Origin of the sequence: Glutamicibacter sp., from assembly GCF_050701915.1 — a bacterium.
Lineage (GTDB): Bacteria > Actinomycetota > Actinomycetes > Actinomycetales > Micrococcaceae > Glutamicibacter.
In genome coordinates this window covers 22209-35264 of sequence record NZ_JBOGEG010000002.1, presented here as the reverse complement: position 1 = coordinate 35264, position 13056 = coordinate 22209, and the positions used below count along the sequence as shown (strand labels likewise).

Genomic DNA, 13056 nt, shown 5'->3' with positions numbered 1-13056 from the left:
AGTTCATCGTGCCATAAGCAGCACGATAAAAGATCCAACGAGCATGAAGGGCCCGAAGGGGACCGCTGATTTCAGCGTCAACTTCCGCGCGGCCATTCCCCCGATAACCCAGCCGGTGGCCAACACGAAGGTGAGCAATGTTGCGAAGAACAAACTGGGCAAGGAATAGTAGCCGAGGTTCATGCCCAGCACTCCGGCCAGCTTCACATCGCCCATGCCCATGGACCCCGCAGAGATCAGGGTAACGAGCAGATAGCCTCCGCCAAGCAGCAGCAGCCCCAGAAGACCCATAAGTATCCCGTGCGCATCAGCACGGAAGATCCCCAGCAGCGCAACTACCACGATGCTGGCCGCCAACCAGTAAACCACTAGCCGGTTGGGCAGACGATGCGTTGCCATGTCCTCCTTGGACAGGAGGACCCCGAAGCCGAGAAAGCAGGCCAGCTGAAGGACGACCAGAGCTGCGGTGGTCGGGCTTTCCTGGGCCACGTTCCAAATTTCTGACATGTTTAGAGCATAGGCACGTCATCGGCTCTTCGGCAGAGGGATCTTCCTCTTGTGAATAATTCAGCCGCTTCTACAATTAGAGTATGGACGTTCCAGCAGTTCCAGTTCTTTTCCCCGGGCAAGCTGCCCCTGAGTCGGCGGCCCGCCGCCGTTTCCGTGCCTTGGCTCGCTCCGCCCCATGGCTAAGCACCTCTTTGCAGTTCCAGGTTCAAGTTCCGGACATTTACGCCAAACCGGAAGGCAGCCTGGAAGGAATGCTGACCGCCATCATCCGCCAGCGAGAAGCCATAGCCGTGCGCTCGGCCGATGGACAACTGGTGTACCAACAGGAGAAGTTCACCGCAGACCGGAGTCGAGGCTACGTCGCAGCCACTAATTCCTCATGGAAGCTGCCGGCCTCGCTGACCTCCCCGGTATATACCTCTGACCAACTAATACTGCGCCGACCACAAATTTCCGGATTCAATGGGTTGCTGCCCTTGGAGCACTGGGAGTCGATGCTCGATCCAGTGGAGCTTGCCGGCACCGAGCCTGCCTCGCATGATCTGGCCTTTGACCACCCCACCTATATTCACGAGCTGGCAGAGATCACCCATGGCAACCGGCCGGCGTTAGCAGCTGTCCTCACTGCAGGACATAACTACCAGCCCGCGGTCGCCAGCTGTCCGCTTGTTCCTGATGGCACACGAACCCTCGTGGTACTGGATCTGGCCACAGGCGTCTGCTTGAGTCGACGGGTGATGTCCGCGCAGCCGGGGATGCCGCCGGCCCCGGAACTTTCGCTTCAGGTTCTTGCCCACAACCAGTACTACATAGATTCGCTGTTCACGGCCCCGGCTCCCACGCTCACCGATGTCCGGGCACCGATTCCGTGGGAGCTGCGCAGCGAGCGACGTTCCTAGGTTAAGGTGGGCGAATCCAGCAGGTTGGTGACCAGCGCGGCGATAGCAGAGCGTTCCGAACGAGTCAGGGTAACATGCCCGAAGAGCGCATGTCCCTTGAGCTGTTCCACGACCGCCGCAACACCGTCGTAGCGGCCTACATGCAAGTTATCGCGCTGCGCCACGTCATGGGTGAGCACCACCTTGGAATTCTGTCCGATGCGCGATAGCACCGTGAGCAGTACGTTGCGTTCCAAGGACTGGGCTTCATCAACAATGACGAAGGAATCATGCAGCGAACGTCCGCGAATATGGGTCAGCGGCAGCACTTCAAGCATCCCGCGTTCCACCACTTCATCAATGGCGTTCTTCGACACGATAGAACCTAGGGTATCGAAGACCGCTTGCGCCCACGGTCCCATCTTTTCTCCCTCGGAGCCCGGCAGGTAGCCCAGTTCCTGGCCGCCGACGGCATAGAGCGGACGGAACACGGTGATCTTGCGGTGCTCCCTGCGTTCAAGCACCGCTTCCATTCCGGCGCACAGCGCCAAAGCGGATTTGCCGGTTCCGGCGTTGCCGCCAAGGGAAACAATGCCCACGGATGGATCCATCAGCAGGTCCAAGGCGATGCGCTGTTCTGCGCTGCGGCCATGCAATCCGAAGGCCTGCTGATCGCCGCGCACCAGTTTCAAGGTGTTCGCATCAACCTTGCGGCCCAGGGCGCTTCCTCGCGGGGATGTGATGACAAAGCCGGTGTTGATCGGTTCATCGGCTACCGCAGGGTGGTTCAGAAGCCGTTCATGTTCGTAGAGCTTCGCCATGGTATCTTCGCCCAGTTCCAGTTGCTGGATGCCGGTCCACCCGGTCGAGGCTATCAACTCATTGCGGTACACCTCGGCATGGATGCCCATGGCAGAGGCCTTGATGCGCATCGGCAGGTCCTTGGTTACCAGGGCTACGTCCAGGCCTTCATCGAGCAGGTGCTTGGCGACAGCCAGGATGCGTGCATCGTTATCGCCCGAGCGCATGCCCACCGGCAAGACCTCAGGGGCAATATTGTTCAGTTCTATGCGCAGTGTTCCACCGGTTTTGGACACTGGCACTGCCTGGGCTAGTCCACCATGGCTGGCAATCAAGTCATCAAGCAAACGCAAGGCTTGACGTGCAAAGAAACCCAGATCGGGATCCTTGCGCTTATGTTCCAGCTCGGTGACTACAGTCAGCGGGATCACTACATGGTGCTCATCGAAGTGGAACATGGCTTTCGGATCAGAAAGCAAGACCGAAGTATCAATGACGTAAGTTCGTACACCCTGCTCGGCTGTTCGTGTCATGGCAGCGCACCCATTCTCGAATCCGGCGTGGGGACTCTCCCCACGCGTAAGTGGGGAATCCCAGCACCGGATGTCCAAGGCGATTCCGGCAATTGATCCGGCTGGCGCTGCATTTGGTCATCTAGTGAGGAACCCTTCGATCAGCTGGGGCTTGTTGCCCTGGCCTTATGATCACCATAGACCTTGAAGCTCTACCGGGAGACTACGTTCAGGTAACGATTAGCTGAACAGCTGAGCCAGGTGCACGACTCGGGACTTAGGTGCCAAAGCGGCGCTGGCGATCAGCGAAGTCGCGCAGCGCGCGCAGGAAATCAACGCGGCGGAAATCCGGCCACAGCGCCTCGCAGAAGTAGAACTCCGAGTAGGCGCTTTGCCACGTCAAGAAGCCGGAGAGACGCTGTTCTCCGCTGGTGCGGATCACCAGGTCCGGGTCTGGCTGGCCCTTGGTGTACAGGGCCGATTCGATGTCTTCAGTAGACAGGCCGGCGGCAAGTTCCTCGATCGTGCGGCCATCCTCGGCGGCCTTGCAAAGCAGTGACTTGAAAGCATCGAGAATTTCACGGCGCCCGCCGTAGCCGATGGCCACATTCACATGGACGCCGGTGCGATTGGCGGTGACGGTTTCCAAGGCGGCAAGTTTCTGCGCCAAGTCTTCAGGCAAAAGGTCCTTGGCTCCCACCTGCTGGACCTTGACCCGGTTGGTCTCTCCCAGGCGGTCAAGGGTCGTGCCGATGACCTCCAAGAGGTCGCGCAACTCGCTGGCTTCCCGGTTGAGGTTGTCGGTGGAGAGCATGTACAAGGTGACCATCTGGATGTTCAGGTCCTCGCACCAGTCGAGGAACTCCAAGATCTTGTCGGCACCGGCCTGGTGGCCTGCCATGGTCGGAGTGCCGGCCAACTTGGCCCACCGGCGGTTGCCATCGACCATCACGCCAATATGGTGCGGAAGCCTGTCGGCAGGGAGGGACTTCGCCAAGCGCCGTTCGTAGTAACGGTACGCAAGGTTCGGAAGCTGCACCTTGTCCCTGCCTTTCGATAGTTTCCAAAAACTCTAGGTTCTAAATCTACCGCTATTTATCTTCCAGCATGGGCATCTGCCCGCTTCACCGCGTCCACGGTGGACACATTGCCCCGGGCTCAGGCGCCCTTTCCGGAAGCGAACAATGAGAACAATCCATCCATCCCCGCGACAGGAATCTGGCAAAGTTCTTCGCGGCAAGGCTGGATCTGAACGGTCTGGGCTGCACCAGGAAGCGACGGATCGTGGCGCACATTCAGACCAAGGCTCAACGCCACGGAACGCACGCGTTTGGCTTCCTCCGAATCCCACTGCGAAATCGCGAGATACTGGACCGGGCTGGAAACTATGCACTGCACTTCCAAAGCCGTCGCTACTTGCGTTGGTGCCTCGCTGGCCAGAGCCAGGGCATGGGCAGAAAGCAGGCGGGCGCTTTCCAACTCTGCCGCCTCTGCTTCGGCGTACTCCCCCGCCGACATGGACTGCAGTGCATGCATCGCCAGCGCCTTGGCGTAGAGCGCCCCCGAAGCCGGCAGCGCATCATCCAGCACCGTGACGGCAGCAATGTTGCTGCGCTGGGCTGCGATGCGCGCGTCGGCTTGGACCGCGTCACGCGGCACCCCGGTTTCCGGATCTACGAAGTCGGCAGCGCGTCCCAGTAACTGGCTGGCACGGGCGGCCCACTGCTTTTCTCCGCTGGCCTGGCCCAATGCCAAGAAGCCCAGGGCCAAGGCGGCGTAGTCCTGCAAGGTGCCTTCGTTGCCGTGCTCGGCACGATTGGCGAAGCTCACGCGAGCCAGCCGCCTGGCGCGTTCATCCCACTGCATCTGCCACACCGACGTAGCGGCCTTCTCGGCGAGCTCCAGGGCTTCGGGCTGGTCCAGGAGAAGCGCAGCTTCAGACAACGCTTCGATGGCCAGGCCGTTCCAGCCGGCGATCACCTTTTCATCGCGCACAGGCATAATTCGCGAGCGGCGCAGGGAGCGCATCGCATCTCGCAGTTCCTGCAGAACGCCGATTTCGCTCTTTTCAGGCACCCTCAACAGCGAGAAGCAGAAGTTCTTCGGGTCCTCGGCCACCGGCGCGAAACGCAGCAACCCCTTGGGCAGGCGCTGAATCAGCGGGTCGGAGACGAGTGCGATTTCCTCGCGATTAAAGGTGTAGTACGCGCCCTCGACCTGGTGGCCATCACGGGATGAATCGGCATCCAGGGACGCGGCAAAGGCCGGAGTGGCGGAAGAAGCGGTGAGCAGTTCCTCGCTGAGGAAGCCGATAATCCCTTGGGCACTGCGCTGGGCCAGCCCGGCAAGTTTCTGCGCGCGCTGGGCCACCTCCCCTTCGGACTTGCGGGCAAATTCGGCTGCCAAGACGCTGGTGCGAGCCGCCAGTGAGAGCAGCCCGGCATTGTCGTAGAGCATCTTTTCGAAGTGCGGGACTGACCAGTTCTCATCAACGCAGTAACGGGCGAAACCGCCGTCGACATGATCCTGCAAGCCGCCGAGGAACATCGCTTCGAGGTGGGTCGCCGCCGCGCCAAAGGCCTCTTCGGCGCGATCCGGGGTGGTGATCACTGCACGCCACAGCGTCTTCAGAGCCCACGTCGGCGGGAATTTAGGTGCCGGGGTGAAACCACCTTCGGGTTTGGTAGCGGCAACCCATCTATCGAGTGCTGCGCCAAAGGCCTGTTCTGCTGGCAGCTGGGACTGCAGCGACAACAGCGAGCTTTGGCGGCCTCCGAGTTCGGCCAGATGCGCGGCGAGCATTTGGGCCTGTTCTTCCAGAGAATCCCGCTTGGTTTCCCATGCCTCATGGACGGCGTTGAGTACCTGGCGGAAGCTTGGGGTCTTGCCACGAGGTGCCTTCGGATAGTACGTGCCCGCATGTACGGTACGCCCGTCAGGAAGGGCGAAAATCGTCATCGGCCAACCACCGGCACCAGTAAGCGCCTGGGTGGCCAGCATGTAGGTGTCATCCACGAGCGGATGCTCTTCGCGGTCCACTTTGATGGCTACGAAGTTTTCGTTCAGCAGCGCCGCGATTTCAGGATCGTCGAAAGACTCGTGGCTCATCACGTGGCACCAATGGCAGGCAGCATAGCCGATGGAAAGCATCACCGGTACATCGCGCAACCGGGCCTGTTCGAAGGCTTCGTCCCCATAGGGGAACCAGTCGACAAGTTGGTGCGAATGCTGTCTGAGATATTGGCTGGATGAGCCAGCGAGTCGTTGAGCCACGCAATCATGCTATCGCGCAGCTCACAAAGTACCTACTGCTGTTCGTCGGTCTTCGGGTCGTGTGGCTCGTCGGATTCCTGAAGCTTGCGCTCTTCTCCCTTGGCCACCATTTCCTGCTGCTTTGCCTCGGCTTCCGAGGTGTAGCGCACGCGGCGAACTCGACGGACCATGTCTCGAATCAGGAAGATCACGGCAACCACCATGGCTGCGGTGAAAATGAATCCAAGGAATCCTGGACCGTATTCGCTGCTGGTCTCCGTGCCGACGCCGAGGGTCGAGGAAGTCAGAGCCAAGGATTCGAAGATCGTATTCACGATGAAAAGACAACTCATTTCTAGTACTGGAAAGCGCTTAGTACTATCTTAGTCCGGCAAACAGGTCGGCCTCGGGCAACTCGGTAGCTACCTTGGAGGAGATCAGCGTGTAGTCCTCCCACGGCCAGTGCTCCGCGTAGACGTGTTCCGGCACGGCGAAGAAGAAACCTTCCGGGTCGATTTGGGTTCTGTGCGCCAGCAGCGCCTGATCGCGCTGCGAGAAGAAATCTGCGCAGTTGATCTGGGTTGTCGTGGTGTGTGGGGAAACCCACTTGAACATCTGGTTTTCTTCGTCCGCTTCCCACTGCGCAACGCGCTCGGTGTATGGAGACTCGTAACCGGCTTCCAGCATCGCGTAGTGCAAGGTGCGGAAACGATCCGGTGCGAAGGCGCGGTCGTAGTACAACTTGCTGACCGACCACGGTGCACCCAGTTCCGGGTACATTTCGGGATTAGCCGCATGCTCAAAAGCAAAGGTCGAAACCTTGTGGCAGTGGATATGGTCCGGGTGGGGGTAGCCGCCATTTTCGTCATAGGTCGTGATGACATGTGGACGGAATTCACGGATCAGCTTGATGATACCGGCGGCAGCGATTTCAACTGGCTGCAAGGCGAAGGCGCCGAAGGGCAACTCCGGCAGCGGATCTCCTTCCGGCAAGCCGGAGTCGACATAGCCCAGCCAGCGGTGCTTGACGCCCAGGACTGCAGCGGCCTCGGCCATTTCGGTGCGCCGGACTCCCGCGAGGTCGCGGTGCGCATGGGCGAGTTCGCCAGCGGCAGCGTTGAGGATATCTCCGCGCTCTCCACCGGTGCAGGAAACGACCATTACTTCGGCGCCAGCATCAACATAGGCAGCCATCGTTGCAGCACCCTTTGAAGATTCGTCGTCCGGGTGCGCGTGAATAGCCATGAGTCGCAGACCCTGCGAAGGAGCAATTTTCTTCACGTCGTGAATCTCCACTTATCTTCTTTCCTTATGCCACGTTTTGGACAGCCCGAGGCCTCAAATCTGTCCGTCATCCATAACAACTCACAGCCGACCACCGGTTATTCCCCCATGCTGAAAGACGGTAAACTTGAGCAAGGAACCAACGTACGGCATTCCCAGTTCAAATGCCGCCAGGCAAGAGAGTGGTGCAAGGCAAATAATGTCTGATCCAAGCTTAACGGCTCGCTACAACAACCCCAAGAAACGCAGTCTTTCTAAGAAATCGCGTAACTGGCTAATTGGTGCCGCGCTCTCCGTCGGCGTTGCGGGGGCCGCCTATATCGGCTTCAGCAACTACAGCGCCATCAGCGCACAGGACATCGAGTTCGAGGTCATTTCCGCAACCAAGGCCAAGGCCATTGTCGCGGTCGAATACAACACCAAGCACCGCGTGCAGTGCGATATTCGTGCGATGAACGAATCCAAGGCCATCGTCGGATACGACACCGTATTGCTTGATCCTGGAGAAGCTACCGGGCACATCACCCAGCGCCTGGAGATTGACCTGCACACCGACAACCTTGCGACCACCGCTGGCGTGGAGTCGTGCTACGAGGTTCCGCAGGAATACAAGGGTTAATATTTCAGCTTCTTCATCCCCTAATAGCTGAATCTATTGGGCTTAAATCGTTTTGGCGACTACTATCGTTGAAAAGATACGTTTCGCCCCGCATCGGCGCATGGTTCTAGCTGAGCATTAGGACATGGGCCTGGCGGGGTCTTTGCTTGCATCGCCAATAACGTGCAAGCCCTCAGATCCGTACCGAATCCGACTTCGTCGACGCCACCGTTTCGGTGGCGTTCGGCTTTAGGACCTCTTACAGGTTCCAAGGCAAAGCGAAGTCCCTACTGACCAAAGGAAGTACAACGTGAGCACCAACAGCAACGAACCTGTCGTTTGGCTGACTCAGGAAGCCTACGATCGGCTCCAGGACGAACTGACTTTCCTCTCAGGCCCGGGACGTGCCGAGATCGTTGCCCGTATCGAGCAGGCACGTTCGGAAGGTGACCTGAAGGAGAACGGCGGTTACCACGCCGCCCGTGAAGAGCAGGGCAAGGCCGAAGCCCGCATCCTGTATCTGAAGGATCTGCTGCGTCGCGCCGACGTAGGCGATGCTCCAGCCGATGACGGTGTTGTTGAGCCAGGCATGCTGGTTGTCGCCAATATCGCTGGCGATGAGACCACCTTCCTGTTCGGATCCCGCGAAGTTGCTGGTGACACCGACCTCGAGGTCTACTCCGAGCAATCCCCTATTGGCGTTGCCGTGCACGGTGCCAAGGTTGGCGACAAGCTGTCGTACTTGGCTCCAAACGGCCGCGACATCAAGGTTGAGATCATCTCTGCAAAGCCTTACCAAGCCTAGTAATAGGCTTCAGCGCAAAGTCCGAAGGCCGCCAACCCATGTGGGGTGGCGACCTTCCGGCTTTGCTGCTTGCTGGCTAGGCGACCGAACCGCCAGCAGTATTGGTGATCTGCGGGTCAAAGCCTTCGGCGCGCAGGTTATTCAGCACCGTCTTGGAATGCTCATGGCCCTTGGTTTCCAGGTCGATGGTGATCGCGACATCGCCCATGGACAGCGAACCACCGATACGGGTGTGGTCCAGACGGGTGACATTGGCATCCGATTCCGCGATGATGTTGGAGATCTGCGCCAGCGAGCCGGGACGGTCTGGAAGCATCATGCGAATCGTCAAGAAGCGACCGGCCGCAGACAGGCCACGCTGGATCACCTTGAGCATCAGCAGCGGGTCGATGTTGCCGCCAGACAGGATTACCGCAGTGGTTGCCGGGTTGATTCCGTGCGCTTCCAGCTTGTTCTCCAGCAGTGCCGCAACGCCCACCGCACCGGCAGGTTCCACCACGAGCTTGTTGCGCTCTAGGAGCACCACCAGAGCTCGTGCGAGTGTATCTTCCGATACCGTCACCACGTCATCAACTAGTTCCTTGATGATCGCGAAAGGCAGCTGTCCTGGCTTGCCTACGGCGATGCCGTCAGCAATGGTGTGCACGTTATCCAGCGGGACCAGCGCGTCCGCGGCCAGGGATGGCGGGTAGGCTGCGGCGTTCTCCGCCTGGACACCCACAACCTTGATCTCGCGGCCCAGTTCGCGGGCCTTGGCCTTCAGCGCGATGGCAACGCCGGCCAGCAGTCCACCGCCGCCAACACCCATCAGCACGGTGTCTACCTCAGGAAGTTGTTCGAGCAGTTCCAAGCCAATGGTGCCTTGGCCGGCAATGATGTCCGGGTGGTCGAAAGGATGCACAAAGACTGCCCCGGACTCGTCAGCAAAGCGCTGCGCCTCGGCCAGCGCTTCATCCACGGTGTCGCCAAAAAGCACGACTTCTGCACCATGATCACGCGTCGCAGTCAGTTTCGGCAATGCGACGCCTCGCGGCATATAGATTCGAGCCTTGATTCCGAGGTGGCTGGCGGCCTGGGCGACGCCCTGCGCGTGGTTGCCTGCCGACGCGGCGACCACACCGCGAGCCTTCTCGTCGTCGCTGAGCTTGGACATGCGTACATAGGCACCGCGGACCTTGAAGGATCCGGCGCGCTGCATATTTTCGCATTTGAGGAAAACTTCGGCGCCGACATGCTGGGACAAAACGCGGGAATGCTCCACCGGGGTGCGGGCAATAACCGGTTTGAGTACTTCAGCCGCGGCTTCGATATCAGCCAGCGTAACCGGCAAAGTAGGTTCAGTGCTCATGGTCTATTCCTCATCTGCTGTGGTCTCAGGGGGCCGGGTTTCCGGCGAAGCTAGTGGTGCGGTGGCAGTGCCTGTAGCCGTTACAGGTGGGTTGGACTTCGCTGGGTCGTTCGCTTTCGGGTTCTCCACCAATATTTGGCTCCCGTAGTGTTCAATCACGAATTGGTCGGTTTCCCATGTTCGGCCCGACAGGTATTTCACGACCGCGTTGATTACTGCCAGTAGCGGAACGGCGAAGAGTGCCCCTGGAATGCCTGCGAGCATTGTGCCGCCGGCGACTGCCAGGACAACTGCCAGCGGATGCAGGCTTACTGCCTTGCCCATAATGAGTGGCTGCAGGATGTTGGACTCCGCCTGCTGGACAAGCAGCACTACGGCCAGCATGATCAATGCGTTGACCCAGCCATTGGCTACCAGGGCGAGCAAAACTGCCAAGGCACCGGTAATCAGTGCACCGACGATTGGGATGAAGGAGCCGATAAAGACCAGTACGCCCAGTGGCATCGCAAGTGGTACGCCCAGGAAGAATGCACCAAATCCGATGCCGATGGCGTCGATCAGCGCAACGACCATCTGGACTCGCACGTAGGTGACCAGCGAGGCCCAGCCCCGGGTCAAGGCTCCGTCCATCGCCGGGCGGGCGCGGCGCGGCAAGAGGTTAACCAAGAACAAACCGATCTTGCGTCCGTCAAGCAGCAGGAATATCAAGGCGAAGACCGCCAGCAATGTGCCTGTCAGGATCTGCCCGATCGCAGAGGTCCAGCTGATTGCTTCACTCAGGATGTTGGTGGCATTGCCGCGAAGCTGGACGAGGGTATCGTCCAGGACCTTTTGCAGATCGTCGTTGGTCAGCTTGAGCGGACCGTTGAACAGCCAGTCCTGGACCTGCTCGATGCCCGAAAGCGCTTGGGTCCAAAGGGCGGTAAAGCCGGCCGAAAGTTTTTGCCCTGCAACCGATAGTCCTGCCGTTACCAGTGCAAGGAAGCCGATGAGTGTTATGCCGACGGCCAACCCGCGAGGTACCGCAAGCTTGGAGTTCATCGTATTCACAACCGGTGAAAGCAGCCCTGCTAGCAGCGCTGCGATGAAAACCGGGATGACCAGCAAGGAGACTTTTGAAAGCGCCCACACCAGCACGCCCACTGCTGCGACGATGATCAGGAAACGCCAGGCCCACGCGGCTGCCATGCGCATGGCATAGGGCATGTCCTCGGCACTTTTGAAATCCGTCAGATCCGGACGTGGTGTGGCAGGGGTTTCCGCCGGCTTACTAGGAAGTGAGACACGAAAACGGCGTAGACGTTCCAACCGGCTGCTCTTCATGGAACCACGCTATCGCGTTTGCCAGAGAGCGTCTTGATCCATGTCTCAATTGTGACAAAAAACAAAGACCAGTGCCCGATATGGGCACTGGTCCTAGAAATCTAATTCAATATGTTTATTTGCCTCGGCCACAGGTAACCAGATTGCGCAGGATGCATCTTCCTGGTCATGCCAGCTTGAAGGCCACGGCTCATTAGGCACTGCACGGCCCCTACCTCCGGCGGCGCATGACCGCTTCAAGTACCCTCTCCTCAGCGTCCTCACCAGGCTTAATGCCAGCGGGAACCTTGAAGAAGAAAATTGCGCCCAAAGCCCACCAAATAGCGAAGATGACCCATGGCTCCCAGCTCAAGGATGCCGGCATGCCAGGCATGTAAAGGCTGAAGAGCGCAGCGGTGAGAAGGACCGAAGTCCAGCCGATAACAATTCCAGCATTTCCGTTACCGCCAACGCGCAACGGCCTATCCATCTTTGGCTCGCGTTTGCGCAGCACAAGGAAGGTTACCGATACCAGGAAGTAAGCCACAATTATGCTTGGCGCTCCCGAGTCCACGAGCCACCCCAGCATTTCAGCGCCGAAGAATGGCGCCAGCATTGAGATTCCGCCGATGAAGACCAGGGCGTTGGCTGGAGTGCGGTACTTGGGATGCAATTTGCCAAACCAGGAAGGAAGCATGCCACTTCGGGCCAGCGAGTAGACCAATCGCGAAGCTCCTAGCAATAGCGAGTTCCATGAGGTCAAGATGCCGGCGATGCCACCAGCAATCAGCACCTTGGCCATCAGCTCCGAACCGAACATGGCCCCGAATGCATCTGCCGTTGCAATGTCAGCTCCAGCTAGTTGCGATGCAGGCATGGCTGACGATGTGGTCACGACAACCATGACGTACCAAATGGTGGCCAAGACTACGGAGACGACTACGAGCTTGCCAATTTGCTTGGCCGGGATATTCACTTCTTCAGCGGACTGCGGAATCACGTCAAAACCGATGAACAGGAATGGCACCGCAACGAGCACGGCAAAGAACCCGCTGGTTCCAGGGGTGAAGAACGGTTCCATGTTCTTGGCTTCGCCGCCGGCAAAGGCTCCCACGATCATCAAGGCACCGATAGCCATGAGGAAGAGCACCACGAATGTCTGCAGTACTCCAGCTTGCTTCACGCCGCGGATGTTGATCCAGGTGATCACGATCGCGGAAAGCACGCCTACCAGCGCCCAGGTCAGGTTAACTTCAAACCCGGCAACACTCCAAAGGGGAACCTGGCTCATGCCCGGGAAGATGTATTCCACGGTTCGCGGCAAAGCGACCGCTTCGAAGGCTACGATGGTCACATAGCCGCCGGTAATTGCCCAGGATCCAATAAACGACGGCCGGGCTCCCAAGGCACGCAGGATGAAGTTGTGCTCGCCGCCGGCTTTTGGCATGGCCGCAGTCAGCTCGGCATAGGTCAGGCCAACGACCGCCATGATGCCACCGCCAACGAGCATGGCCAGTACCGCGCCCATCGTGCCCGCGTTATCCAGCCACCCACCGGTCAGCACTACCCAGCCAAAGCCGATCATTGCACCGAACCCTAGGGCCAGGGCATCCAAGTTTCCCAGGGTTTTCACCAAGCCCGGCGGCTTTCCTGATGTTTGATCGACTCTCATTGCGTTCTTCCTGCCAAACTTGTTGTGAGTTGAGTAACTGAATCGCTACAGGAGAATCTAACCAAAGTTTCACATGACTGCCCAATCAGCTGTC

Annotated in this window: 12 protein-coding genes; 3 read left to right on the top strand and 9 right to left on the bottom strand. The window is 59.0% G+C overall.

The window, feature by feature from the left end:
* Positions 1 to 3 precede the first annotated feature (3 nt).
* Positions 4 to 507, bottom strand: coding sequence for a prepilin peptidase (locus ACRDT3_RS02270; RefSeq protein WP_431491413.1), 504 nt, complete (start codon positions 505 to 507; stop codon positions 4 to 6).
* Positions 508 to 590: 83 nt separating this feature from the next.
* Between ACRDT3_RS02270 and ACRDT3_RS02265 the strand changes: the two genes are divergently transcribed.
* The gene (locus ACRDT3_RS02265) at positions 591 to 1409 is read left to right on the top strand and encodes a hypothetical protein (protein WP_431491412.1); all 819 of its coding nucleotides are present in this window, start codon (positions 591 to 593) and stop codon (positions 1407 to 1409) included.
* Here the strand turns inward: ACRDT3_RS02265 and ACRDT3_RS02260 are convergent.
* The 5 genes from ACRDT3_RS02260 to mca all read right to left on the bottom strand — a co-directional run bounded on the left by ACRDT3_RS02260 (position 1406) and on the right by mca (position 7198).
* Positions 1406 to 2722 carry a PhoH family protein gene (locus ACRDT3_RS02260; protein ID WP_431491411.1) on the bottom strand — a complete coding sequence of 439 codons (1317 nt, stop codon included), beginning with the start codon at positions 2720 to 2722 and terminating at the stop codon, positions 1406 to 1408. The two genes, ACRDT3_RS02265 and ACRDT3_RS02260, sit on opposite strands and share 4 nt — an antisense overlap.
* A 256-nt stretch (positions 2723 to 2978) precedes the next feature.
* Entirely contained in the window at positions 2979 to 3740 is a 762-nt protein-coding gene (locus ACRDT3_RS02255) for an isoprenyl transferase (RefSeq protein ID WP_431491410.1), read from the bottom strand.
* Positions 3741 to 3859: 119 nt separating this feature from the next.
* Entirely contained in the window at positions 3860 to 5974 is a 2115-nt protein-coding gene (locus ACRDT3_RS02250; protein ID WP_431491409.1) for a thioredoxin domain-containing protein, read from the bottom strand.
* A gap of 32 nt (positions 5975 to 6006) precedes the next feature.
* On the bottom strand, positions 6007 to 6288 hold the full coding sequence (locus ACRDT3_RS02245; protein WP_431491408.1) for a hypothetical protein: 282 nt from the start codon (positions 6286 to 6288) through the stop codon (positions 6007 to 6009).
* A gap of 43 nt (positions 6289 to 6331) precedes the next feature.
* Positions 6332 to 7198: a mycothiol conjugate amidase Mca gene (mca, locus tag ACRDT3_RS02240; RefSeq protein WP_431491658.1), complete on the bottom strand. Its 867-nt coding sequence runs from the start codon at positions 7196 to 7198 to the stop codon at positions 6332 to 6334.
* A gap of 238 nt (positions 7199 to 7436) precedes the next feature.
* Between mca and ACRDT3_RS02235 the strand changes: the two genes are divergently transcribed.
* Positions 7437 to 7856 (top strand): DUF4307 domain-containing protein, encoded by a 420-nt coding sequence (locus ACRDT3_RS02235; protein ID WP_431491407.1) that lies wholly within the window; start codon positions 7437 to 7439, stop codon positions 7854 to 7856.
* Between the two features lie 289 nt (positions 7857 to 8145).
* Positions 8146 to 8640 carry a transcription elongation factor GreA gene (greA, locus tag ACRDT3_RS02230; RefSeq protein WP_431491406.1) on the top strand — a complete coding sequence of 165 codons (495 nt, stop codon included), beginning with the start codon at positions 8146 to 8148 and terminating at the stop codon, positions 8638 to 8640.
* Positions 8641 to 8716: 76 nt separating this feature from the next.
* Here the strand turns inward: greA and ilvA are convergent, their stop codons facing one another.
* From ilvA to ACRDT3_RS02215, 3 genes are all read right to left on the bottom strand, one after another.
* Positions 8717 to 9988, bottom strand: a complete 1272-nt coding sequence (ilvA, locus tag ACRDT3_RS02225; RefSeq protein WP_105657446.1) for a threonine ammonia-lyase — start codon at positions 9986 to 9988, stop codon at positions 8717 to 8719.
* A 3-nt stretch (positions 9989 to 9991) separates the two neighbouring features.
* Positions 9992 to 11194, bottom strand: coding sequence for an AI-2E family transporter (locus ACRDT3_RS02220; RefSeq protein ID WP_431491405.1), 1203 nt, complete (start codon positions 11192 to 11194; stop codon positions 9992 to 9994).
* Between the two features lie 328 nt (positions 11195 to 11522).
* On the bottom strand, positions 11523 to 12962 hold the full coding sequence (locus ACRDT3_RS02215; RefSeq protein WP_431491404.1) for an APC family permease: 1440 nt from the start codon (positions 12960 to 12962) through the stop codon (positions 11523 to 11525).
* Between the last annotated feature and the right edge of the window lie 94 nt (positions 12963 to 13056).